Below are 22,814 nucleotides of genomic sequence, written 5' to 3'. Positions count from 1 at the left end.
TCGTGACACCAACCGTGCCACGTCGCCTTCGGAGGAACCGTGTCTGTCCCGACAGCTGTTGCAGCCAACAACACCCCGCTCAGTCCGCTGCGCTTTCTCGAGCGCAGCGCCGCGGTGTTCCCCGAGCGCACCGCCGTCGTTCACGGCGACCGGACCTACTCGTACCGAGAGTTCGGTGACGAGGTCGCGGCTCTGGCCCGCGTCCTGCGTGAACGCATTCAGCCCGGTGACCGCGTTGCATACCTGGCGCCGAACGTACCCGAGATGCTGTTCGCGCATTTTGCCGTCCCCCTCGCCGGCGGGGTCCTGATCGCCCTGAACTCACGCCTCGCCGGTCCCGAACTCGAATACATTCTCGATCACTCGGGAACCACGATCCTGTTCGTGGACTCCGAATTCGTCGGTTCGGTCACCTCGTCCAAGGCAAACGTGGGGAGCCTGCGTGAGATCGTCGAGATCCCGGACTCCACCGTCCCCTATCCGGACGTTCCCACCGGAATCGTCACCGGGCAGTACGCCGATCTGATTGCCGAAGGCGAAGGTCTCTCCGATCAGCCACTGCACTGGGGCGTCGACGACGAGCAGCAGTGCATCGCCATCAACTACACCTCGGGTACCACCGGAAAACCCAAGGGCGTCATGTACTCCCACCGCGGGGCGTACCTGAACTCGCTCGGCGAGACATTCCACAACGGCTTCGACGGAGCGACGAAGTATCTGTGGACACTGCCGATGTTCCACTGCAACGGGTGGTGCACGCCGTGGGCCGTCACTCAGGCCGCGGGCACACACATCTGCCTGCGCGCGGTCCGCGCCGATGCGATCTGGGACGCCATCGACAATCTGGGCGTGACACATCTGTGCGGCGCTCCTACCGTCTGCTCCACCATCGCCGACGCAGACCAGGCCCACAAGGTCGACGCCTTGCGCATCACCACCGCCGGCGCTCCCCCGTCACCGACGATCATCGGAAAACTCGAAGACATCGGTGTCACCGTGGTTCACGTCTACGGCCTCACCGAGGTGTACGGCCCCTACACGATCTGCGAATACCAGGAAGCCTGGGACGACAAGCCGCAGTCCGAGCGCGCCGCACTTCTCTCGCGTCAGGGAGTCGGCATGGTGCAGGCCGAAAATGCTCGCGTTGTCGATGCCGAGATGAACGACGTCCCCGCCGACGGCCAGACCATGGGTGAGATCGTGCTCCGCGGCAACAACGTGATGCTCGGGTACTACCGCGACGAGGCCGCGACAGCCGAAGCATTTGCCGGTGGTTGGTTCCATTCCGGCGACCTCGGCGTCATGCATCCCGACGGATACATCCAGCTCAAGGACCGCGCGAAGGACATCATCATCTCAGGCGGCGAGAACATCTCCACCGTCGAGGTCGAGCAGGCAATCATGAGTCACCCCGCGGTGATCGACGTGGCAGTCGTCGGCGTTCCGGACGAGAAGTGGGGCGAGCGCCCGAAGGCATTCGTGGTGCTGGGCAAGGGATTACAGGCATCCGCCGAAGACATCGTCGAGCACACCCGCACTTTGCTGGCCGGGTACAAGGTTCCCCGCGACATCGTCTTCCCGCTCGACCTTCCTCGCACCCCCACCGGCAAGGTTCTCAAGTTCCAGCTACGCGCCGACAACTGACGCCGACGAAACCTGGATACTTGCATCCATGACCGAGCGCTCCGATGTACCCGGAACTGACCCCGCACAGTTTCGGGTACACGTCGCGTCTCAAGCGATCCGGTTGTTCTCGGAGAACGGGTACGAAGCCACCACCGTCGAGCAGATCGCCGCTGCCGCCGGTGTGTCGCGTCGGACGTTCTTCCGGCAGTTCCGCTCCAAGGAAGACGTGATCTTCGCCGATCACGAGTCCCTCCTCGAACACGTCGCAGAGTTCCTCGCGTCCGATTCCGCCGACCCCTGGGCGTCCGTGTGCGAGGCCGCGGGACTGGTGTTCGATTTCTTCCGCAGGAACCGAGACCTGTCGATGCGGCGATACCGCGTCGTACAGCATGTTCCGGCTCTTCGCGACCGCGAACTCGTCACCGGATTCCGCTACGAGCGCCTCTTCGTCGACTACCTGCGCAGCGCTGTGCCCCGCGAACCTGTCCTCGAGGTTGTCGGTTTTGCCGCAGCTGTCACCGCGTGCCACAACTACCTCTTGCGAAGCATGATCAAAGGCGACGAGGACGCCACAGCTGATGCACTAAGTCAGGCATTGCTCGACGTTCGGCGGACGTACGGCGTGGCACCCGGGTCCAAGACCAGCACGCCAGAATCGAAGTCCGTGCTGGTAGTAGCCTTTGCCCCGGGCACGTCCGCTGATGAGATCAGCAGAAAAATCCACGAACAACTCGGCTGACACTGCTCGTGCACCGAAACTTCACACACCCATCCCTTGACCTGGCACTCAGTGCCGTGTTTGACTGGGGTCATGGGCACCGGTCTGTCCGCGAATCTCGCTGGTAACGCCGGAGCCGCACCGACCGCCTTCAAGCCACCTTCACCAAGGAGCGTTCCCATGGCAGGAAACCCGGATTTCAATCTCTTCGCACTGAACGAAGAGCACGACGAACTGCGGGCTGCTATCCGCGGACTCTCCGAGAAGGAAATCGCGCCGTACGCCAAGGACGTCGACGAGAACGCACGTTTCCCCGAGGAAGCGCTCACCGCTCTCAACGCGTCCGGCTTCAACGCCATCCACGTTCCCGAGGCTTACGACGGCCAGGGCGCCGATTCCGTCGCCACCTGCATCGTCATCGAGGAAGTCGCCCGCGTCTGTGGATCCTCCTCGCTGATCCCCGCTGTGAACAAGCTCGGCACCATGGGCCTGATCCTCAAGGGTTCCGAAGAGCTCAAGTCCAAGGTGCTCCCGGACCTCGTGAACGGCGGAATGGCGTCGTACGCACTGTCCGAGCGTGAAGCCGGATCCGACGCCGCTTCGATGCGTACCCGCGCAAAGGCTGACGGCGACGACTGGATCCTCAACGGCTCCAAGTGCTGGATCACCAACGGCGGCAAGTCCACCTGGTACACCGTCATGGCTGTCACCGATCCCGACAAGGGCGCAAACGGCATCTCCTCTTTCATGGTCCACAAGGACGACGAGGGCTTTGTCGTCGGACCGAAGGAAAAGAAGCTCGGCATCAAGGGCTCCCCCACCGCTGAGCTGTACTTCGAGAACTGCCGCATCCCCGGCGACCGCATCATCGGCGAACCGGGCACCGGCTTCAAGACGGCACTCGAGACCCTCGACCACACGCGTCCCACCATCGGTGCTCAGGCTGTCGGCCTGGCCCAGGGCGCACTCGACGCGGCGCTGGCGTACACCAAGGATCGCAAGCAGTTCGGCAAGTCCATCAGCGACTTCCAGGCTGTTCAGTTCATGCTCGCGGACATGGCGATGAAGGTCGAAGCCGCACGTCTGATGGTTTACACCTCCGCAGCACGCGCCGAGCGTGGCGAGAAGAACCTCGGCTTCATCTCCGCTGCGGCGAAGTGCTTCGCTTCGGACGTTGCCATGGAGGTCACCACCGACGCCGTGCAGCTGTTCGGTGGCGCCGGCTACACCACCGACTTCCCGGTCGAGCGCATGATGCGCGACGCCAAGATCACGCAGATCTACGAAGGCACCAACCAGATTCAGCGCGTCGTGATGTCGCGTGCGCTGTTGAAGTAAGGCACTTCGCGCCCCTGTGCGCCTTTCTGGTAGTTCTGACTACCGGAACGGCGCACAGGGGCTTGCCCCTAATTTTTGAGGAGAATTGTGGAACTCGTAGGCGTAATCGGCGGCGGCACCATGGGTGCCGGCATTGCCGAAGTTTGTGCAAAAGCCGGTAGCTCGGTACTGGTGCTCGAAACCAAAGAAGAATTTGCCGCCGCTGCTCGCGAACGGATCGCCAAGTCGATCAACCGCGGCGTCGCCAAGGGCAAGATCACCCAGGAAGACGCCGACGCCGCGATCGCACGCGTCCGCGTCACCTTGGACATGGAAGAGTTCGCCGATCGCGATCTGGTGATCGAAGCTGCTCCCGAGATCGAAGCTCTCAAGTACGAGATCTTCGGCAAGCTCGACAAGATCGTCAAGCCTGCAGGCATTCTGGCGACCAACACGTCGTCGATCCCCGTCATCAAGATCGCCAAGGCCACCTCGCGCCCCGGCCAGGTTGTCGGCGTTCACTTCTTCAACCCCGTGCCGGTCATGCCGCTCGTGGAGATCGTGGTCAGCCTGACGACGTCCGAAGAGACCGTTCTCGCCGTCACCGACTACGCCAAGAACACCTTGCGCAAGAAGACGGTTCGCGCGGGCGACCGTTCGGGCTTCATCGTCAACGCTCTGCTCATCCCGTACCTGTGCCAGGCTGTCCGGATGCTCGAATCCGGCTACGCCACAGCAGAAGACATCGACGAGGCCATGAAGGGCGGCTGCGGCTACCCGATGGGCCCGCTGACGCTGCTCGACACCGTCGGTCTCGACATCGCTCTCGCAGCAGCGGAGTCGCTGTACGCGGAATTCGCAGAACCGCACTACGCTCCGCCGGCGCTGCTTCGCCGCATGGTCGACGCCGGTCGCCTCGGCAAGAAGACCGGTCGCGGCTTCTACGAATACGCCTGAGTCCGACCGCTTCACTCTTCCGGCCCCTCACCTGTTGCAGGTGAGGGGCCGGAGTTGTTTTCGGGCAGATCTAGCCGAATCCATTGACAAATTCGCGCGGCGCAGCAAAAGTCATCATGTGACAACAACCGTTGTCACATGAGCGCAGGCGGAGGGTCAACCAGATGAGCAGCGATCCGGACACCGATACTCGTCGACCTAAGCCCCAGGCGCGACCAGAGCCCCGGGAACTACGAGCCGATCCGATCGGCCCCGGTTCCCTGACGTGGACACACTTCGGCGACGTTCGCGGTCTGCTGTATCTCGGACGCGCAGGCACGCTGCAGAACATGCACCCCGCGGTAAGTGGAGCGCTGCAAGATCATTCGAACTTCTTCGACAATCCGCTTGACCGCCTGTTCCGCTCACTTCCTCCCATCTACGGGGTCGTGTACGACCGGACCGAAGAGGGCACAGGCACGCTCGTTCGCAACTTCCACACCGATCTCAAAGGAACAGACGAAACCGGCGGGCGCTACCACGCCCTCGCTCCTGACACTTTCTGGTGGACTCACGTCACGTTCTTCGAGGTGATACTCGATTTCAACGAACGATTTGCATACAAGAAGTTCACACCGGAGCAGAAGGACCAGCTTGTCCGTGAGGCCGTAACCTGGTGGCGTTGTTACGGTCTCACCGATCGACCGGCTTTCGACGACTACGCGAGTTTTCGCACGTACTGGGAAGACATGCTCGACAACCACCTGATCAACACCCACACCACAAAATGGTCGACGCGCATCGCCGAGCACGACATCGCACCGGCTCCGAAGGTTCCGACGTGGCTGTGGCGTCTGACCTCACGCCCCACGATGGCCGTGGCGAACTGGATCGGCAAGGCACTGATGCCGGAGAAGGCGCGCGAAACTCTCGGATGGGAATGGACGCCGCGCGACGAACGAATGTACTTCTGGTTCGCCCGCTTCCTGACATTGACAGATCGATTCTGGCATCTGCTGCCGCTACAACTGCGGTACGCGCCGCGCGCCTACTCGGGCATCCGCGCGCAGGGTCTGTGAGCACTCGTCGGTAGGCTGGAGTGCGTGCCAGCTCATCTCCCTTCCGACGCGATCAGTGTTCGTGTGGACAGCTGGACGTGGGCGGTTCGGCTGTTCAAGACACGCTCGCAGGCGGCGACCGCCTGCCGATCGGGACACGTTCGGGTCAACGGAACGTCGGCAAAGGCAGCTCAGCAGGTGAAAGCCGGCGACGAGGTGCGGGTGCGTGTATCCGGCATCGAGCGCATCGTCGTCGTGGTCAAGCCGATCACGAAGCGAGTCAGCGCCGTGCTGGCCGCCGATTGCCTGCAGGACAATTCGCCGCCCCCACCACCGCCCGAACTGATCGCGTCCATTCCGCGACGTGATCGTGGCGCCGGCAGACCGACCAAACGCGAGCGACGCGACCTCGAGAAGCTGCGCGGCCTCGAGCCGTAATCACTACCTCGAAACAGGCTGACGCAGAACCGTCTTCAGTTTCTCGGGCGGCGTCCGGCGAGCGTCGCTGAGGTAGATCTCGTGATGATCGCCGTTGAAGCTCAGGCCGTTCGACGGGATGAACGTGTTGTGCAGCCGGTCCAGGGTGGGAGCTTCGTCGTCGTACGAGCCGACGTGAAGAATCTGGACGGACAGACCTTCCTCCAACTCGAGAAACCTGACCTTGTCGAGAGCGGCAATCTCCTTCTTGGCCCGCACTGCCTTGGCCCGGACTGCGTCAATCGACGCAGACAGTTCCGTCTCCGTGATCCACTCCGGTTGCGAGATCATCATCGTCCAATCCCACGACGACTTGTCCCGCGTCACGAACACCTCGGGGTCATCTGCCCGCCACAACCCTTCCAGCGGGCCCACGACGAAGTCGCGATCCAGTTCCTTCTTGCTCGCGAATTTGGTCGCGTAGGACACCGAATACAGCGCTTCGAGCGCCTCGGAGTACTCGGTGGCAGTGTTGGGATCACCGTGACCGTCGACGGCGAAGTAGCCGAAGCGCGGGACGGTCACGAGGGCAAAATCGCGGCGCCCGGGGGAATAGAGATCCTTGTATGCCTTCTTGACGTCGTACTTCTCCATGCGCCACCCACCTGATCACTGGCCGAGTTTCAACGTTCGGAAACCTATCCGAGAACACCGACATTCCGATAGCGGACCACCGTCCCCTTGTTAATAGACCAGTGGACCTTTACTCTGGACGGGGTGACTACACCCCAGGCGACCGACGTCGCTCGAGTTCCGCGCCGCAGACCGTTGCGGATCGTTGCCATATCCGCGATTGTCGCGTCGATCTTGGCTCTGTTGTTCGTGTACCCGTGGTGGAGCTTGTTCGTCCGGCCGGACTGGCCGACAGCGGTGGCAGTTTTCGGCACCGTTCTATTTGCCGCCCTCCTGATCACCCTGCCTGCCACCATGATGCTCAGCCACGGACACACTGACCGCGATCCAGTTCGCCTGGTCGGCGACGCCCTCCTCGGAATCATCTGGGTCGTGTTCGTGTGGACCCTGCTCGGTGAAGTCCTGAGGCTCGGATTGCTCGTCGGCGGCGTGGATGACCCGCTTCGATCGAGAATCGTCGCCGTTGCGGCACTGATCACCTCGGCCGTTCTGCTGATCTGGGGCTATCGGGAAGCCATGAGACTGCCACGGATCAAGCACGTCGACGTCACCATCCCTCGCCTCGGAGCGGGAATGGACAAGCTTCGAGTAGTCGCAATTACCGACACCCATTTCGGCCCGATCAATCGCGAGAAGTGGTCCGAGCGCGTGATCGCGGCAGTCAACGAACTCGACGCCGACATCGTGGCCCACGTCGGCGACATTGCCGACGGAACAGTGGAGCAGCGCCTCGGCCAAGCCACCCCACTCGCGTCGGTGGAAGCCAGACTCGCTCGTGTCTACGTCACCGGGAATCACGAGTACTTCCACGAGGCTCAGGAGTGGCTCGACTACATGACCTCGATCGGCTGGGATGCCCTGCACAACCGGCACCTCGTCGTCACCAAGGGCGGCGACAACCTGGTCATCGCCGGAGTCGACGACGCCACCGCTCTGGGATCGAAGCTCGACGGTCACGGCGCGAACTTCGATATGGCCCTTGCCGGCACCGACCCCGATTTGCCGATCCTGATGCTCGCCCATCAACCGAAGCAGGTAACTCAGTCCGCTTCCGCGGGAGTGGATCTGCAGCTCGCCGGTCATACCCACGGCGGACAGATCTGGCCGTTCAACCTTCTGGTCAAACTCGATCAACCGTCGGTGCACGGGCTCACCCGTCACGGCGACCGCACGCAGTTGTACACAAGCCGCGGAACCGGGTTCTGGGGTCCACCATTCCGCGTGTTCGCACCGAGCGAGATCACCGTCCTGACGCTGCACAGCGCCTGAACGGGCTCAGCTCGTTCGGGTTGCCGCTCGCGCCGACAGCCCGACGAGCTGATTGATCAGACCTTCACGTAGGCCGGTTGCGAACATGTCGGCAGCAGGGGGCGCCTGCATCTCGTTCAGTACGACGACCATGGATTCGGCAGGCTCGGCAGTCGGCCACAAGCCTGCAACAATCACCAGGGTTACCTTGGCGAATTGAGCCGCGTCGCCCTCCGAGAGGTGAGGCAATTGCGAATGAATCAGCGACGCAAACCTTCCCGAGTTGACCGTCGCCCGCCTCTTGAAGTCACGGGCGAAGTCGACGGAGATGTTTCTTTCGAGGACACCGGCCATGACGCTCATCAACTCACACAGTAAACGCTGTGCGACAAGCGATTCCGCAACCGTCGATGCCACATGGATTTCAGTGGCGAACGGTGACTCGTCACCGGCCGGAGTCAACGACTCGGACAACCCGTCCAGCCACGCAACCCAGTTCTCGTCGAGCACTTCGAGAAAGATGGCTTCGCGACTGTCGAAGTAGCGAAGCACGTTCGACTTCGCGAGGCCGACGCTCTCACTGAGCTCACGCAGACTGATGTCTGCGACTGGCTTGGACCCGAGCATCGCGCGAGCTGCGTCGAGAATCGCGCACCGACGTGCTTCGATCTGCTCGGGCCTGCGCGCGCGCTGGAATCCATGGGTCGCCACCATCACGCAAGATTATCAGACCATCGTTCTATTGTTTGCTGTACTGCGGGTCAATTGTCCGAAGGTGCATGCTGCGCCACGACTCCCCTCGACGCCAGTTCGCGACGCAGCGAATCGGTATCGACGGACGCGAGATCGACTCGGTGCGTGCGGGTGGCCAAGGCTCGGACTTCCTCGGACAGGTCCGCCACCTTGCTACGCGTCGCGGCCTGGGATGCCTCGTCCTGTTCCGCCACGCGCTCGACCAACCAGGAAGCGAGTGTGGCAGTCACGATGCCCAGCAACGCAATTCCGCCGATCATCAATGCTCCGGCGATCATGCGCCCGGTCGTGGTAACGGGCGCCATGTCTCCGTAACCGACGGTCGTGACCGTCTCCATCGCCCACCACAATGCCGTTCCGTACGACGTGATGGCAGCGCCCTGCGCGTGACGCTCGGCATCGAGCATGGCCAGCGCCGCGACACCGATCAGCAAGGCCGTGGCACCAGTGGCGTAAATAACCACCCGTCCACGCAAGCTTTGCCCGCTCGAGCGGTGAACTATCGCAAGCAGTGTGACCAACCGAAGTAGGCGCAGCGGACGCAGCATGGGCAACACCACCATCGCCAAGTCCAAGAGATGCCTGACGAACCAGCGACCGCGGGCAGGTGCCAACCACAGGCGAACTGCGTAGTCGACGGCAAAAACGACCCACGCAGCCCACATCGTCCATTCGGTCAGACGATGTGGAAGGCCCGTCGGTTGCGCCAGCACTTGGTACGCGTACGCCACCAAGAACAGGCAGGCCGCAGCGGTCAACGGGATGTCGATGGCTAGCTGCCATTTCTCCAACGTCCACGCAGCGCGGCGGTGCGCCGACTTCGTCGATTCGTTCATCCGAGAAGTCTGACACCACCGCTACCTAGTGCCCGGCAGAACCGACTCAGATCCGAGTGTGCGTCAAGATGTTGAGCGCCATGGGAACTGCCTCGATCGTGATGGGCAACGGCCCCACCCGATCGCCGTCCGCGTAGGCGATGATGCCCTCGGAGACCAACCGCACCTTCTTCGACCGATACGTCTGCACCGCATCCAAGGAGACGTGAGTTCCCTTGTACACCCGCGGAAACAGGCGCACCAGACGCAACCTCGAACCGTGCCCGACGACGGTCAGATCCAGCAACCCATCAGACTTCGACGCGCCCGGAGTGATGAGCATGCCGCCACCGTACGAGCGGCCGTTGCCGACAGCCACGAGCGTCGCGTCCACCGTGATGACCTCGTCGTCGAGTTCGATCCGGTACGGCAGCGGCTTCATCTTCGCCAACTCGGCGAGCATCGCCAAGTTGTAGCGCATCGGTCCCTTGGGCCACGACATCCGATTGGCCCGTTCACTGACCAGCGAATCGAATCCGCTCGCGATGATCGTTCCCGACCAGACGACGGAACCGTCGGCCAGCGTGATCTTCGCCAGGTCGGACTGCTGCACGACGCCGTCGGCGATCACATCGGCGGCTGCCTCGGGATCGCCTGTGGGAATGCCGAACTCACGGGCGTGATCGTTACCGGTGCCCGCCGGGATGAGCCCGATAGGAGTATCGGTCAACGCGGCAGCCTGCAATCCGATGCTGATGGCACCGTCACCGCCGACCACCACCAGCGCGTCGGTACCCTCCTCGATCGCACGACGGGCCAATTTCTTGGCGTCGTCGGCGTCGGTTCCGATGATCTCGGTGACGGCAACTCCCCGAGCGCGCAGTCGCGCAACACCTTTGCGTCCTGCCGCAGGCGCGTGACCATGTCCCGCCATCGGATTGATCAGGACGGTAACCTTCTCGATCTGACTGCGGGTTTCGGTCACGGAATCAGCTTTCCAGGATTGAGGATGCCGGCAGGGTCCACTGCATTCTTCACTGCGCGAAGGATGTTCGCGCCCAGTTCACCGATCTCGTCCTTCATCCATGGGCGGTGATCGGCGCCGACAGCGTGGTGATGGGTGATCGTGCCACCGGCGGCGATGATCGCATCGCCAGCGGCAGTTTTCGCCTTGTGCCACTGAGCGATCGGATCCTCGGTCTGCGCGCTGACCACGGTGAAGTACAGCGAAGCACCGGTCTTGTAGGTGTGCGAAATGTGGCACATCACGAGCGGCTGAGTCCCCTGCTCGACGAGAGCCTTGGTCAGCGCCTCGGTGACCGAGGAGCGCAGGTTCGCGAGGTTACCCCAGGTGGTTGCCGTCTCGAGGGTTTCACACAGCGCACCGACATCGAGGAGAGCGTCACGCAGATACGGTGCATCGAATCGCCCGTGTTCCCAGCTGTTTCCGGGCTCCTCGCCGAGCGATGTGCCGCCGTGAGCGGTGAGAATTGCTCGGGCCTCCGCCATCCGTTCAGCGGTGTGCGAAGCGGTGCCCTCGTAGGTAGTGATGCCGAGGCAACCACCGGTGAAGGCGTTCTCGCCGATCTTGTCGGTGGTCGCCAAATTCACGCCACTCTCGGCCTCGTCGGACAACCGCAGCACGGTCGGAGCCGATCCTTCCTGGACAAGCTCACGCAATGCAGCTGCGCCGGTGGCGAAGTCGGGGAAGCTCCACCCTTCGCGCACGGTGGTCTCGGGCAGACGGTGAACCCGCACACGCACGTGCGTGATGACGCCGAAGGTGCCCTCGGAGCCGACAAAAAGCTCACCCAGATCGGGGCCTGCAGCGGATGCCGGCGCACGCCCGGTCTCGATCACTCCACTCGGGGTGACAACGGTGAGGCCCTGAACCATGTCCTCGAAGCGCCCGTATCCAGCCGACGCCTGCCCCGAAGACCGGGTGGCGGCAAACCCGCCCAGAGTGGCGAACAGGAAGCTCTGCGGGAAGTGCCCGACCGAGAAACCGTGCTCACGCAGAAGCTCCTCGGCCCGTGGGCCGGTAGTTCCGCCGCCGAACGTCGCAATGCCCGATTCCTCGTCCAACCCGACGAGCTGATCGAACCTGCGCAGATCGAGAGATAGAACTGCGTCGAACCCGTCACGAATGGGATCGAGCCCGCCGACGACGCTGGTGCCGCCGCCGAATGGGACCACTGCGATCCGGTTGGCAGAGCAGTATCGGAGAACCTGCTCGACCTCTGCGTCTGTCCCTGGAGTGACGACTGCGTCCGGTGCGTCCTGCGGCTCGACGCTACGACGGCGAAGCAGATCCGGGGTGCTCTTGCCACCGGCCCGAAGGATTCGATCGGAATCCTTGGTACTGACGTACTCGGCCCCGACCAGCCCGGACAGCGCTTCGACATGCGACTGGGCCATAGCGGACGGAGCCACCTGGACGTCTTCGATGGCGAGACGCGATCGAGTCGGTGCGGAGACACCGAGAAATCCGGTCAACAATGATGTGACTGCGTCCGACAGTTCACGCTTCTTGGCCGGATCGCCCCAGGCGTCCCACTGCATCGGCGGTTGCAAGGCAGACTTTTCGGTGCTCATAGACACTAGTGTTACATATTTGTGTGATGTGTAAACATCCCGGTGGATCAATCCATCCATCAACCCATCGTCTTGGAACCGTCGATGGCTTCGCGAAGCATGTCCGCGTGGCCCGCATGCTGGGCCGTCTCGGCGATGATGTGCAGCAATGCGCGCCGCGCTGACCAGCGAGCTCCCGCTTCGAACCACGGCGCCGACGGCAGTGGATGCGAGATGTCGAGGCTGTCCAGCGAGGCCACCAACTCGTCGGTCCTGGCCGCGATCCCCTCGTACTCGGAAACGATGCCTGCCAAGGTTTCACCCTCGACCATGGCGAATTCGTTCGCTCGTTCCTGTTGCATCTCTTCCGACCACTGGGTCGGGTCGAAGTCCCCACCAAGTCCGGCCGGCCCTTCCAGAATGAAGTCGACCCATCCCTTTTCCGCCTGACCCACATGCTTGATCAATCCGCCGAGGCACAGTTCACTCACGGTCGGCCTCGAAGCGGCCTGCTCGTCGGTGAGGTCCTTGACGGTGAAGAGAAGGAATTCACGATGCCGACGCAGGCTCTGGAGGAGATCCGCGCGCTCGCCGGTGACGGTGGTGATCGGTGCGTTCATGATGTTTCCTTCGCTCGTGGGTTCGTGCCCTGTGCGAACTACGTTAGAAGTTATTGCGGACAGAAACGGTCCTCATTAGAAAACGATCAAGAAAAAACTCCCGGCACCCACCGATGAAGGTGAGTGCCGGGAGTTCGAGCGAGCTAGACGAGATCAGACTGTGCGAGCCAAACGATCGGCCAGCAGGCGCGTGAAGTGCGCCGGATCGCTCAGTTCACCGCCCTCGGCAAGCAACGCCATGCCGTAGAGCAACTGAGCCGTCTCCGTCAGGTTCTCTGCATTGTCATTGGCGGCCTGCGCCTCCCGCAGACCCGAGACAAGCGGATGCTCCGGGTTGAGCTCGAGAATGCGCTTGCTGTGTGGAACAGGCTGACCCGAAGCCTTGTACATCTTCTCGAGCGTCGGAGACATGCTGAACGCGTCGCCGACGATGCAGGCAGCCGACGTGGTCAGGCGCGTCGAGAGACGCGTTTCCTTGATGTCGTCGGACAGGGTTTCGGTCAGCCACGTCAGCAGCGCGCCGAATTCCTTTTCCTTCTCTTCGCGCTCGGCTTCGGCCGCCTTCTTCTCGTCCTCGGTGTCCAAGTCGACCTCGCCCTTGGCGATCGACTGGAAGGTCTTGCCGTCGAAGTCCGAGACTGCGTCGACCCACATCTCGTCCACGGGGTCGGTGAGTACGAGAACCTCGAGGCCCTTGGCCTTGAAAGCCTCCATGTGCGGGGAGCTTTCGATGAGGTGACGAGATTCGCCGGTCATGAAGTAGATCTGTTCCTGACCGTCCTTCATACGCTCCACGTACTCGGCGAGAGTGGTCACGCCCTCTTCGCTGTTGGTCGAGGCGAAGGACGAGATGTCGAGCAGCGTCTTGCGGTTGTCGGCATCGGCCATCAGGCCTTCCTTGAGCGCGCGTCCGAACTCGGTCCAGAAGGTCGAGTACTTCTCGGGCTCGTTCGCCTTCATGTCCTTGATGGTCGAGAGGACCTTCTTGGTCAGACGACGACGGATGGCAGCGATCTGCCGGTCCTGCTGCAGAATTTCACGAGAGACGTTGAGCGAGAGGTCTTGTGCGTCGACCACGCCCTTGACGAAGCGCAGGTAATCGGGCACCAACTCTTCGCAGTCGTCCATGATGAAGACGCGCTTGACGTAGAGGTGGATGCCGGCCTTGCGCTCACGCATGAACAGATCGAACGGTGCCGTCGACGGAATGAACAGCAGCGCTTGGTATTCGAAAGTACCTTCGGCCTTCATCGGGATGACCTCGAGAGGCTCGTCCCAGGCGTGGCTGACGTGCTTGTAGAACTCCTTGTACTCCTCCTCGGACACCTCGTCCTTGGAGCGAGTCCACAGCGCCTTCATCGAGTTGATCGTCTCGGTCTCGATGGTGACCTCGGGCTCCTCGCCCTCGGCCGGCGTCGACGTACGAGCGACATCCATGCGGATGGGCCACGCGATGAAGTCGGAGTACTTCTTGACCAGTTCCTTGATCTTCCATTCCGACGTGTAGTCGTGCAGGCCGTTCTCGGAATCCTCGGGCATCAGGTGCAGGGTCACGGAGCTACCCTGCGGTGCCTCGTTCACATGCTCGAGCGTGTACGTGCCTTCGCCGGTCGATTCCCAGCGCGTCGCGTGATCTTCACCGGCGCGGCGGGTCAGCAGCGTGACCTTGTCCGCGACCATGAACGTGGAGTAGAAGCCGATGCCGAACTGACCGATCAGTTCTTCGGATGCCGCTGCATCCTTGGCTTCCTTGAGCTTACGACGGACCTCGGCGGTGCCGGACTTGGCGAGCGTGCCGATCAGGTCGACGACCTCGTCACGCGACATGCCGATGCCGTTGTCGCGGATGGTCAGGGTGCGTGCTGCCTTGTCGATGTCGATCTCGATATGCAGATCGGAGACGTCGACGTTGAGGTCTTTGTCCTGGTAAGACTCGAGGCGGAGCTTGTCCAGCGCGTCCGAAGCGTTGGAGATCAACTCACGAAGGAAGCTGTCCTTGTTCGTATAGATTGAATGAACCATCAGATCCAGCAGCTGACGTGTTTCTGCTTGGAACTCGAGCTGCTCGGTATGCGCGGTCACTTCGATCCCTTTCTCTTCTCGGACTGATCACAGGAATTTTACTTGACCGCGAATACCGCGGGTCGGCCCCCGCACAGACAAGGGAGGCCACGCGACCTGCGCGTGACCTCCCGTTATCTTCACCACCGATCTACTCGGTGACGTTCACCATCGAATAGTTCGAGACGCCGGCGGCCAGCACCCTGAGGTGATCGTCAGATGCGCCCAAAGTGTGTTCGATGGCCACCAGCCGCGAGACGTAGTGCCCGACCGGATACTCGGCTGTCATACCGATACCACCGTGCATCTGAATTGCTTCCTGACCGATCTGATGCGCGGCGCGACCGACAGACAGCTTCGCTCGCGACGCGATGGTCGGATCGATCACTCCGTCGGCGATGGCCATGGTGGCGTACAGACTCATGCTGCTCGCCAGTTCGAGCGCCACGTACATGTCGGCCGCACGATGAGTCAGCGTCTGGAACTTCGCGAGCGGAACACCGAACTGCTTGCGCTGCTTCAGGTATTCCGTCGTCAGTCGCAGAGCTTCGGTCATGATCCCGATCGCCTCGGCGCACAGAGCTGCCTGCGCCCGAACCTCTGCTTCGACGATCGCCTCCGTGACATCGCCGCCCTCACCAAGCTGTTCGGCCGCGGCATCGGTGAACGTGAACTGCGCACCGCGACGGCCGTCGTGAGTTGCGTATTTGCTCCATGAGACACCCGCGCTTTCCGCATCTACCAGAAAGAGCCCGGTGCCCCCGTCTGGAAGTGCGGCGCTGACGATCACGACGTGCGCGCTGTCGCCCTGCAGGACCGGGTTCTTGACGCCGGTGATAGTCCACCCCGATCCCGATCCCGACTGCGACGCCGTGGTCGTGACGGTGGCGACCGGCCAGCGCGTGCCGGGTTCCGTATGCGCGAAGGCCGACAGAGTGGTCCCGTCGCTGAGCGCCGGCAGGAGCCGCGCCCGCTGATCTGCCGAACCGACAGCCGCGATCAAACCGCCGGGGATCAGAACACCACCCAAGTACGGCTCGGGTGCAAGCGCACGGCCCAGTTCGGTCATCACGACCATGGTCTCGACCGGTCCAGCGCCCATTCCGCCGTCAGCCTCCGCGAACGGCAGGCCGAGCAGCCCGAGCTCCGCGAACTGCTTCCACACCGCGGCATTCCATCCCTCGTCAGTAGCCGAGGTGGCGTTGCGCTTCTCCGCGTCGTAGCTGCGGTTGAGCAATTCACGCGTCGTGTCGCGAAGCATCGTCTGCTCGTCGTCGAGTTCGAAATTCATGTCAGATGCTCACAATCCGAGAATCGAGGAGGCAATGATGGAGCGCTGCACCTCACTTGATCCGCTGTAGATGGAAACCTTCCGGTAGTTCAGGTAGCGCGGCGCCGCTTGCTGCGCCCACTCCGGCGAGTCGATCTCGACCGTATTCACCGGCAACGAGTCCGGACCCGCAACATCCATCAGCAATTCCGTTGCTGCCTGCTGCAATTCGGAGCCGCGGAGCTTGAGCAGCGAGGACGCCGGGTTCGGCTTGCCGTCTGCCGAACTCGCCACAACTCGCAGTTGAGTCAGATCCAGCGCAAGCAAATCGTTTTCCAACTCAGCCAACCGAGCCGCGAACAACGGATCATCGAGGAGGGTGCCGGTTCCAACGCGAACTTCCCGCGCCTTCTCTTTTGCCGTGGCGACAAGAGTTTTGGAGAACCCGACCCGCGTGACGCCCGTGCGTTCGTTGCCGAGCAGGAACTTGGCGTAGTCCCAGCCTTTGTTCTCTTCGCCGACAAGATTCTCCGCAGGGACGCGGACGTTGTCGAAGAACACCTCGTTGACCTCGACGCTGCCGTCGATCAGTTTGATGGGGCGAACCGTGATGCCGGGAGTTGCCAGATCGATGAGCAAGAACGAAATTCCGGCCTGCCGCTTCTGAGCACTGGCATCTGTACGAACCAGACAGAAGATCCACTCGGCGTGCTGCGCGAGAGTAGTCCACGTCTTCTGACCATTGACGATGTAGTCTGCGCCGTCACGAACAGCGGCTGTCTTGAGTGAAGCGAGATCCGAACCGGCTTCGGGTTCCGAAAAACCTTGGCACCACCAGATATCGGCGTTAGCCGTCGCCGGGAGAAACTGCTCCTTCTGCTCCTGCGAGCCGAAGGCCGCGATGACGGGCCCAACCATGCTCACGTTGAACGGCAACGGGTTGGGTACCGACGCCAACTGCATTTCCTCGGAATAGATGTGGCGCTGTACCGGAGTCCAGTCCTTGCCACCCCATTCGATCGGCCAGTGCGGAACCGCCAGTCCGTGTGCGTTCAGAATCTGCTGGCCCGCAACGATGTCTTCACGCGTCAGCTTTCCGAATCCCGCTGCACGCGCACGAAGTTCGGGCGAGAATTCGGTGGTGAAGAACTTTCGCATCTCCTCGCGGAACGCAACTTCCTCAGTGGTCAGTTCGAGATTCATGTGGAGTCTGCTTTCTTCTTGCAGGATTTCAGAACAAGATTCGCGCGACGGTCTGCGCAACGACGGCAGGTTTGCCCACGCCTTCGATCTCGACGGTGTTGGTGATCTGACTCTGTAGTGAACCGTTCGGCAATTCTTCGATTGCGGAGAGCACTGCGGTATTTCGAACCTTGGCCCCGACTGGCACCGGACTCGGGAATCGAACCTTGTCGGACCCGTAGTTGATGACCATTTTCGCGCCGTCGATGCGATACACGGACTTCGACAGAAGCGGCAGGAGTGAGAGCGTCAGATACCCGTGCGCAATTGGTCCACCGAAAGGTGATTCGCGCCTGGCTCTTTCGTCGTCGACATGAATCCACTGATGGTCACCGGTCGCGTCGGCAAATTGATGGACCATCTCGCGGGTGACCTCGACCCACTCGCTCGAGCCCAGCGTTTCACCGACCGCCCCCAGGAGATCGGACTTGTTCTCGAACACCCGTGTCATCTGATCCTCCACGTTCCCGAACACTGTTAGGTTAATTGGATAATAAACTCACAGTGTAAGGTTGTCCAGTACTTTCACACGAAAGGGTGTGCGATGGCGCGACCGCGGATTCCACTACTGAGCAAGCCGATCATCAGGGACACCGCCCTGAAATTGGTCGACGAGCACGGTTTGACCGACTTCTCGATGCGCAAACTCGCCACCGTTCTCGGCGTGCAAGCACCATCGCTGTACAGCCATTACGCCAACAAGGACGAGCTACTCGACGACGTCGCGAACGTCATCATGGAGTCCGTCGACGTGAGCGGCTTCGACTCTGACGATTGGCGCGGTGCGCTTCGCACGTGGGCGCGGTCCTACCACGCTGCCCTGGGCAAGCATCCCAATATCGTTCCCTACTTGGCCTACGGTCCGAGCGTCAGGCCCATCGCCCTTGACCGCGCCAACGCCATCCACGGCGGACTGGTGCGCGCCGGATGGCCGCAGCGCACGGCAACGCTGATCGGCGCTTCCGTCAAGTACGTGGTCATGGGCGCTGCGACAGCGACGTTCTCCGGCGGATTCGTGGACGATCCGGCGATCTACGCCGAGCGTTACCCGCACCTCACGCGAGCACATCTGTTGCGCGAGCGTGCTACGGAAATCGATGGTGCCAGTTTCGAACTCGCGCTGGAATCCCTGCTGGACGGGCTGGAAGCCAAATACGCACTGCTGCAGAGAACTACAGAGCAACCTCCTCGAAACTGAGGGTTGTTACCGTCGATCAAGCGTGCCGAGCATCGCGACGAAGGCCGCCTGACGATCCCCCAGAGCGGCGAAGAATTCCCGGTCCGAAGATTCCACCGCGCGGTTCACCCTGCCGGCCAAGGCCGCACCCACCGGCGTGACGGCAAGCGAGCGAGCACGAGCATCGGTCGGATGTGGACGTCGTTCGACAAACCCCTTGGATTCGAGGGTCCGAATCACCTGTGACGTCATCATCGCGTCGGTGCGCGCGTACTCGGCAAGACCGCGTTGAGTTATCGGCGTCTCTGCATCCAGCCAGGTCAGTGCGGCGAGCAGAACGAACTGCACGTGGGTCAGGTCGAAAGGTCGCAGCGCCGCGCGAATCGAGGCTTGCCAAGCATTGGTGACACGCCACAACATCAGACCGGGACTCTCGTCCGCGTCCTCGAAGTCGGTTTCCAGTTTCTTCGCCACAGCGCCAGTGTGTCAGCTCGTCGTCGAACGCAGAACCACGACGTCGTTGTCATCCAACGGAATCAAGCCACGCCGGAGTTGATACCCCCAATTCGGTGCCGAGGTCAGCGCCAATCGACTCCGGACTGCGTCGAGAGGAACGGGGTTGAACTGTTCGTACCGAACTCGCCGCCGAAACGGCTTGAAACACCCCTCGTCCGCCTGCCAGATCTCACCCTCTTCGATCACACCGAGAGCTGTGAACTCGCGCAACGGATCTCGGTCGCCCATGGACTCGACCGGCGAATAATAGACCAGCACGTCACCTGCTTTCATCCGTACCAAACCAGCTCTCTTTCCGTGCCCGATCTGTGCGATACCGAGATCCACTGCGCGACGCACATGTTCGGCAGAGACAACCCCTAACCAGGCATTCATCGCCGGCCCCCTGGCGAACCGAAAGCACATTCATTCATGCATTTAGTATGCGCGCTTATTATCTTTCACGCAACAGATCCACTCTTGAACGTGTTCAACTCCAGGGCGTACGCTGCACTTGAACATGTTCAAAGAAGGAGTGTCGATGGGTAGTCGCGGGATCGAGACCAGGGAAAAGCTGGTGGAAACAGCATTGCGGCTCTTCCGCGACGAAGGCTTCGCAGCGACGACCATGCGCAAGATCGCAAATGAGGCAGAGGTCTCGCTCGGGAACGCCTACTACTACTTCGCCAGTAAGGACGAACTGGTTCACGAGCTGTATCTCGTCATCCAACGCGATCACCGCGCGCGGGCGCTTCCACTCCTTCGCGAAGGTGGGTCACTGACAGAAAATCTCACGATTGTTCTGCACACCGGACTCGATGTCATGGGGCCCTATCACGGCTTCGGCAGCACGTTTCTGCACGTTGCCCTGCCCACCACATCACAGTCCAGCCCGTTCTCGGCCGAGTCGACCGATGCGAGATCGATGGCCGTCGAATTGATGCGCGAAGCACTGGCGGCGTCGAAGCAGAAGACGCCGTCGTCATTGGAGACCCAGCTCCCAACACTCTTGTGGCTCAGCTATCTGGGCGTGACGCTGCACTGGGTCACCGACGCGTCTCCGGGGCAAACTCGTACCCGATCCCTCGTCGACGGCCTGGTACCGATCATCGCGAAAGCGCTCACCCTCGCCCGGCTGCCAGTGGCACGAGGTCTGGTCGGCGATGTCGCCGCCCTGATGACAAAAGTCGCTTCTGCAGAGGGGAACACAAAACCATGAAGACCGTTGTTGTCTGTGGTGCGTCGGGTTACGTAGGCCAACACCTTCTTCGAACGCTCGAATCCAACGGGGTCGACGTTCGGACGATCGGCCGGGGAGGAACGAGCGATGCCACGTGGTCCGACGAGCACGGCGTCGCCGATGTACTCAGCGGCACGGATCTGCTCGTCAACCTCGCCGGCCGCTCCGTGAGCTGCCGCTACAACAAGCGCAATGCCGACGACATCTTCTCCTCCCGAGTGGAAACGACTGCACTGTTGGGTCGTGCGCTGACCCGCACGCCGCAGCCACCCTCACTCTGGGCGAATGCCAGTACCGGCACGATCTACCGAGACGCACGAGATCGACCGATGGACGAGAAGAACGGAGAGCTGGGAAAGGGATTCTCCGTAGCGGTCGCGCGAGCGTGGGAACACGAATTGTTCTCAGCCCCAACGCCTGTTCGCAAAGTGGCACTTCGGATGTCGATCGTCCTCGGAGCCGGCGGTGGGGCGATCAATCCGTTCGTCAACCTCGCCCGAATGGGCTTCGGCGGACGAATGGGCGACGGCCGACAGATGTTCAGCTGGATTCACATCGCCGACGTCATTCGCGCGATCATCCACGTCTACGAGAATCCGGAGATCTCAGGCCCGGTCAATATCGCATCCCCGTATCCGGTAACCAACACCGACATGATGCGGATGGTACGAGCGAAACTTGGCCGACAATATGGGTTTCCGACGCCGGGCTGGATGCTCGAGTTCGGCGCACGAATCATCCGCACCGAGGCTGAACTGGTAACGAAGAGTCGCTGGGTTTCACCAGGGGTGCTCGCGGACAGCGGCTTCCAGTATCAATTTCCGACGTTGGAGTCTGCGCTGAACCAGATCGCTCAAGAGACCCCGCGAGGGTTGCTTCCGGTTTCACTCGGCTGAAGTTCGGCTGCGATCGCAACCGCTCGCACGATATCCTGCTCGAGCAGATAGTGATTCAGTGCAATCGCAGCCTTTGATCCGGCAGCGGCGGCGGTGATCAACTGCGCCGGAGAATCCGACACATTCCCCGCGGCCCAGGCTCCAGGCACACTTGTGCTGCCTGCAGGATCAGTTACCACCCAACCATTTTCGTCGGCTTCACACCCCAGGTCAGTCAACAGATCGCCTCGCGGAACAAACCGTGGGCCGACAAACACTACGCTTCGCGGAATTACCTGACCGGAGGCCAGTTCGACGCCGTCCAATCGACCATCGCCAACCGACACGCCAGCCACATCGCCTTCGACAATGCGAATCCCCCTGGCAATCAGCCGCTCCCGTTCGGCTCCCGTCAGCTCGATACGGTTGGGAAAGAAGACGACATCCTCCGACCATTGACGCAGCAACGACGCCTGATGAATGGTGAACGGCCTATTGCCACCACCGAGCACACCGATCGGGGAATCTCGAACCTCGTACCCGTGACAGTAGGGACAATGCAGAACGTCGACGCCCCAGCGATCCTGCAGCCCAGCGATGTTCGGCAGCTCGTCACGTAACCCAGTAGCAACCAGAACAGTCCGTGCCTCCAGCGACGCAGTCGCGTCGGTTTGCACAAGAAACCCACCGTCGTCCGTGCGCTCGATTCGGATTGCGGTGCCAGTCGTCATTTCGCTGCCGTACTCGAGAACCTCCTTGCGGCCGGCCGCAAGTAATTGCGTAGGACTCTCACCATCCCGCGTCAGGTACCCGTGCAGGTGCTCGGAGACACCATTGCGCGGGTTACCTGCATCGACGATCATCACTCGCCGCCGAGCCCGAGCCAGAACAAGCGCGGCACTCAACCCCGCCGCACCGCCACCGACAATCACCACGTCGAACCTCATGTGCTCCCCCAGTCCGCAGATCGTCCCACCCGAGACGGTGGGCTATTCTGGCAATCTAGCAAATTTGTTTACCGGTTAACAAAGTTGAGGAATCGTGAACGAACCAACACTCCGCTCCCGTACCTGCAACCTCTGGGCCGAAAACAATCCCGACCTCGACACCTCGCCCATGGAAGTAGTCGCGCAACTCAAACGGATTACGGCGCTTCTCGAACTAGCAGTCGAACCGGTATACCAAACCGCGGATCTCACCGTGTCGGAAGTGGAACTGCTTGTGCCACTGCGATACGCCGAGGAACCGGTCACCGCGATTCGTCTCGCCGAACGCCTCGGTATGTCTCGGGCCGGGGTCAGCAAGGCACTCGCGCGACTCGAGAAGCGAGGACTCGTCTCCCGCACAAGCAATCCCGAAGACAGGCGATCTGCACTGATCACGATGACGGTCCAGGGAAACGCTGTCGTCGACGACGTCTTTCCTCGCGAACTCGCCGCTCACGGTGAATTGTTCACCCAACTCGGCCGGGACCGGGGGAAGGTCCTTGCCGCACTCGAGCGACTGGCAGTATCCATGGAAAGTGGGCTCGATCGGATGAGCGATGCCCGTTCGCGTACCTGAGTCGCCCAATTCCTGTATCGAACTGACGTCGGCGCACTAGATATCGACGGCGGGGCGTGCGATGAGTGAGCTGGCTTCCTGGGAAGCGTCGCCGCCCTCGGTCAGATGACGCTGCG

Annotated in this window: 24 protein-coding genes; 11 read left to right on the top strand and 13 right to left on the bottom strand. The window is 61.7% G+C overall.

Features of this window, described 5'->3' with window-relative positions; genetic code table 11:
• Positions 1 to 39 precede the first annotated feature (39 nt).
• The 6 genes from M1L53_RS19385 to M1L53_RS19360 all read left to right on the top strand — a co-directional run bounded on the left by M1L53_RS19385 (position 40) and on the right by M1L53_RS19360 (position 6,093).
• A complete protein-coding gene (locus tag M1L53_RS19385; RefSeq protein WP_054187733.1) occupies positions 40 to 1,644 on the top strand; it encodes an acyl--CoA ligase family protein in 1,605 nt (534 codons plus the stop codon).
• A 28-nt stretch (positions 1,645 to 1,672) separates the two neighbouring features.
• Positions 1,673 to 2,365, top strand: a complete 693-nt coding sequence (locus M1L53_RS19380) for a TetR family transcriptional regulator (RefSeq protein WP_030535165.1) — start codon at positions 1,673 to 1,675, stop codon at positions 2,363 to 2,365.
• A gap of 159 nt (positions 2,366 to 2,524) precedes the next feature.
• Positions 2,525 to 3,682, top strand: coding sequence for an acyl-CoA dehydrogenase (locus M1L53_RS19375; RefSeq protein ID WP_003939784.1), 1,158 nt, complete (start codon positions 2,525 to 2,527; stop codon positions 3,680 to 3,682).
• A gap of 87 nt (positions 3,683 to 3,769) precedes the next feature.
• Complete coding sequence (locus tag M1L53_RS19370) at positions 3,770 to 4,618, top strand: 3-hydroxybutyryl-CoA dehydrogenase (RefSeq protein ID WP_020909078.1); 849 nt, start codon at positions 3,770 to 3,772, stop codon at positions 4,616 to 4,618.
• A 164-nt stretch (positions 4,619 to 4,782) separates the two neighbouring features.
• Entirely contained in the window at positions 4,783 to 5,676 is an 894-nt protein-coding gene (locus M1L53_RS19365) for an oxygenase MpaB family protein (RefSeq protein WP_042925012.1), read from the top strand.
• Positions 5,677 to 5,700: 24 nt separating this feature from the next.
• A complete protein-coding gene (locus M1L53_RS19360; RefSeq protein ID WP_003940158.1) occupies positions 5,701 to 6,093 on the top strand; it encodes an RNA-binding S4 domain-containing protein in 393 nt (130 codons plus the stop codon).
• 3 nt (positions 6,094 to 6,096) lie between these two features.
• Here the strand turns inward: M1L53_RS19360 and M1L53_RS19355 are convergent, their stop codons facing one another.
• The gene (locus M1L53_RS19355; protein WP_007731353.1) at positions 6,097 to 6,726 is read right to left on the bottom strand and encodes a GyrI-like domain-containing protein; all 630 of its coding nucleotides are present in this window, start codon (positions 6,724 to 6,726) and stop codon (positions 6,097 to 6,099) included.
• A 123-nt stretch (positions 6,727 to 6,849) separates the two neighbouring features.
• Here M1L53_RS19355 and M1L53_RS19350 point away from each other — a divergent pair, with 123 nt between their 5' ends.
• Positions 6,850 to 8,034 (top strand): metallophosphoesterase, encoded by a 1,185-nt coding sequence (locus M1L53_RS19350; RefSeq protein ID WP_030535164.1) that lies wholly within the window; start codon positions 6,850 to 6,852, stop codon positions 8,032 to 8,034.
• A 6-nt stretch (positions 8,035 to 8,040) separates the two neighbouring features.
• On the opposite strand, the gene M1L53_RS19345 is transcribed toward M1L53_RS19350, so the two are convergent.
• The 9 genes from M1L53_RS19345 to M1L53_RS19305 all read right to left on the bottom strand — a co-directional run bounded on the left by M1L53_RS19345 (position 8,041) and on the right by M1L53_RS19305 (position 17,799).
• Positions 8,041 to 8,727 (bottom strand): TetR/AcrR family transcriptional regulator, encoded by a 687-nt coding sequence (locus M1L53_RS19345; RefSeq protein WP_042452761.1) that lies wholly within the window; start codon positions 8,725 to 8,727, stop codon positions 8,041 to 8,043.
• A 47-nt stretch (positions 8,728 to 8,774) separates the two neighbouring features.
• Entirely contained in the window at positions 8,775 to 9,602 is an 828-nt protein-coding gene (locus M1L53_RS19340) for a potassium channel family protein (RefSeq protein ID WP_054187734.1), read from the bottom strand.
• Positions 9,603 to 9,648: 46 nt separating this feature from the next.
• Positions 9,649 to 10,566, bottom strand: a complete 918-nt coding sequence (locus tag M1L53_RS19335) for a diacylglycerol kinase (protein ID WP_003940547.1) — start codon at positions 10,564 to 10,566, stop codon at positions 9,649 to 9,651.
• The gene (locus tag M1L53_RS19330; RefSeq protein WP_042452763.1) at positions 10,563 to 12,143 is read right to left on the bottom strand and encodes an FAD-binding oxidoreductase; all 1,581 of its coding nucleotides are present in this window, start codon (positions 12,141 to 12,143) and stop codon (positions 10,563 to 10,565) included. Before M1L53_RS19330 ends, M1L53_RS19335 begins: the two co-directional genes overlap by 4 nt.
• Before the next feature lie 92 nt (positions 12,144 to 12,235).
• Positions 12,236 to 12,775, bottom strand: a complete 540-nt coding sequence (locus M1L53_RS19325; protein ID WP_030535159.1) for a DinB family protein — start codon at positions 12,773 to 12,775, stop codon at positions 12,236 to 12,238.
• Positions 12,776 to 12,928: 153 nt separating this feature from the next.
• A complete protein-coding gene (gene htpG, locus M1L53_RS19320; protein WP_054187735.1) occupies positions 12,929 to 14,857 on the bottom strand; it encodes a molecular chaperone HtpG in 1,929 nt (642 codons plus the stop codon).
• 130 nt (positions 14,858 to 14,987) lie between these two features.
• Complete coding sequence (locus M1L53_RS19315) at positions 14,988 to 16,127, bottom strand: acyl-CoA dehydrogenase family protein (RefSeq protein ID WP_007731347.1); 1,140 nt, start codon at positions 16,125 to 16,127, stop codon at positions 14,988 to 14,990.
• Between the two features lie 9 nt (positions 16,128 to 16,136).
• The gene (locus M1L53_RS19310; RefSeq protein WP_054187736.1) at positions 16,137 to 17,309 is read right to left on the bottom strand and encodes an acyl-CoA dehydrogenase family protein; all 1,173 of its coding nucleotides are present in this window, start codon (positions 17,307 to 17,309) and stop codon (positions 16,137 to 16,139) included.
• 28 nt (positions 17,310 to 17,337) lie between these two features.
• A complete protein-coding gene (locus tag M1L53_RS19305) occupies positions 17,338 to 17,799 on the bottom strand; it encodes a MaoC family dehydratase (protein WP_042453553.1) in 462 nt (153 codons plus the stop codon).
• Between the two features lie 93 nt (positions 17,800 to 17,892).
• Here M1L53_RS19305 and M1L53_RS19300 point away from each other — a divergent pair, with 93 nt between their 5' ends.
• Positions 17,893 to 18,546, top strand: coding sequence for a TetR/AcrR family transcriptional regulator (locus M1L53_RS19300; RefSeq protein WP_054187737.1), 654 nt, complete (start codon positions 17,893 to 17,895; stop codon positions 18,544 to 18,546).
• A gap of 6 nt (positions 18,547 to 18,552) precedes the next feature.
• Here M1L53_RS19300 and M1L53_RS19295 read toward each other — a convergent pair whose 3' ends face one another.
• Positions 18,553 to 18,999, bottom strand: coding sequence for a MarR family winged helix-turn-helix transcriptional regulator (locus M1L53_RS19295; RefSeq protein ID WP_083471190.1), 447 nt, complete (start codon positions 18,997 to 18,999; stop codon positions 18,553 to 18,555).
• Between the two features lie 12 nt (positions 19,000 to 19,011).
• Positions 19,012 to 19,416, bottom strand: coding sequence for an EVE domain-containing protein (locus M1L53_RS19290; protein WP_261949255.1), 405 nt, complete (start codon positions 19,414 to 19,416; stop codon positions 19,012 to 19,014).
• Between the two features lie 145 nt (positions 19,417 to 19,561).
• Between M1L53_RS19290 and M1L53_RS19285 the strand changes: the two genes are divergently transcribed.
• Complete coding sequence (locus tag M1L53_RS19285; protein ID WP_054187743.1) at positions 19,562 to 20,239, top strand: TetR/AcrR family transcriptional regulator; 678 nt, start codon at positions 19,562 to 19,564, stop codon at positions 20,237 to 20,239.
• Complete coding sequence (locus M1L53_RS19280; protein WP_050656413.1) at positions 20,236 to 21,156, top strand: TIGR01777 family oxidoreductase; 921 nt, start codon at positions 20,236 to 20,238, stop codon at positions 21,154 to 21,156. Before M1L53_RS19285 ends, M1L53_RS19280 begins: the two co-directional genes overlap by 4 nt.
• On the opposite strand, the gene M1L53_RS19275 is transcribed toward M1L53_RS19280, so the two are convergent.
• The gene (locus M1L53_RS19275; protein ID WP_054187738.1) at positions 21,114 to 22,082 is read right to left on the bottom strand and encodes an NAD(P)/FAD-dependent oxidoreductase; all 969 of its coding nucleotides are present in this window, start codon (positions 22,080 to 22,082) and stop codon (positions 21,114 to 21,116) included. The genes M1L53_RS19280 and M1L53_RS19275 overlap by 43 nt on opposite strands.
• Positions 22,083 to 22,176: 94 nt before the next feature.
• Between M1L53_RS19275 and M1L53_RS19270 the strand changes: the two genes are divergently transcribed.
• Positions 22,177 to 22,698: a MarR family winged helix-turn-helix transcriptional regulator gene (locus M1L53_RS19270; protein WP_007731333.1), complete on the top strand. Its 522-nt coding sequence runs from the start codon at positions 22,177 to 22,179 to the stop codon at positions 22,696 to 22,698.
• Positions 22,699 to 22,814 lie beyond the last annotated feature (116 nt).

It is taken from the genome of Rhodococcus sp. T9N (genome assembly GCF_024436645.1).
Taxonomy (GTDB): domain Bacteria; phylum Actinomycetota; class Actinomycetes; order Mycobacteriales; family Mycobacteriaceae; genus Rhodococcus_F; species Rhodococcus_F qingshengii.
This window is presented reverse-complemented; position numbering and strand designations above follow the sequence as displayed.

Excerpts from the sequence above, each read along its gene's own strand:
- M1L53_RS19365 (WP_042925012.1), top strand. The coding sequence starts at position 4,783 with ATGAGCAGCGATCCGGACACCGATACTCGTCGACCTAAGCCCCAGGCG.
- M1L53_RS19325 (WP_030535159.1), bottom strand. The coding sequence starts at position 12,775 with ATGAACGCACCGATCACCACCGTCACCGGCGAGCGCGCGGATCTCCTC.
- M1L53_RS19305 (WP_042453553.1), bottom strand. The coding sequence starts at position 17,799 with ATGACACGGGTGTTCGAGAACAAGTCCGATCTCCTGGGGGCGGTCGGT.
- M1L53_RS19345 (WP_042452761.1), bottom strand. The coding sequence starts at position 8,727 with ATGGTGGCGACCCATGGATTCCAGCGCGCGCGCAGGCCCGAGCAGATC.
- M1L53_RS19290 (WP_261949255.1), bottom strand. The coding sequence starts at position 19,416 with ATGAATGCCTGGTTAGGGGTTGTCTCTGCCGAACATGTGCGTCGCGCA.
- M1L53_RS19315 (WP_007731347.1), bottom strand. The coding sequence starts at position 16,127 with ATGAATTTCGAACTCGACGACGAGCAGACGATGCTTCGCGACACGACG.
- M1L53_RS19300 (WP_054187737.1), top strand. The coding sequence starts at position 17,893 with ATGGCGCGACCGCGGATTCCACTACTGAGCAAGCCGATCATCAGGGAC.
- M1L53_RS19310 (WP_054187736.1), bottom strand. The coding sequence starts at position 17,309 with ATGAATCTCGAACTGACCACTGAGGAAGTTGCGTTCCGCGAGGAGATG.
- M1L53_RS19380 (WP_030535165.1), top strand. The coding sequence starts at position 1,673 with ATGACCGAGCGCTCCGATGTACCCGGAACTGACCCCGCACAGTTTCGG.
- M1L53_RS19280 (WP_050656413.1), top strand. The coding sequence starts at position 20,236 with ATGAAGACCGTTGTTGTCTGTGGTGCGTCGGGTTACGTAGGCCAACAC.
- M1L53_RS19340 (WP_054187734.1), bottom strand. The coding sequence starts at position 9,602 with ATGAACGAATCGACGAAGTCGGCGCACCGCCGCGCTGCGTGGACGTTG.
- M1L53_RS19375 (WP_003939784.1), top strand. The coding sequence starts at position 2,525 with ATGGCAGGAAACCCGGATTTCAATCTCTTCGCACTGAACGAAGAGCAC.
- M1L53_RS19285 (WP_054187743.1), top strand. The coding sequence starts at position 19,562 with ATGGGTAGTCGCGGGATCGAGACCAGGGAAAAGCTGGTGGAAACAGCA.
- M1L53_RS19275 (WP_054187738.1), bottom strand. The coding sequence starts at position 22,082 with ATGAGGTTCGACGTGGTGATTGTCGGTGGCGGTGCGGCGGGGTTGAGT.
- M1L53_RS19355 (WP_007731353.1), bottom strand. The coding sequence starts at position 6,726 with ATGGAGAAGTACGACGTCAAGAAGGCATACAAGGATCTCTATTCCCCC.
- M1L53_RS19330 (WP_042452763.1), bottom strand. The coding sequence starts at position 12,143 with ATGCAGTGGGACGCCTGGGGCGATCCGGCCAAGAAGCGTGAACTGTCG.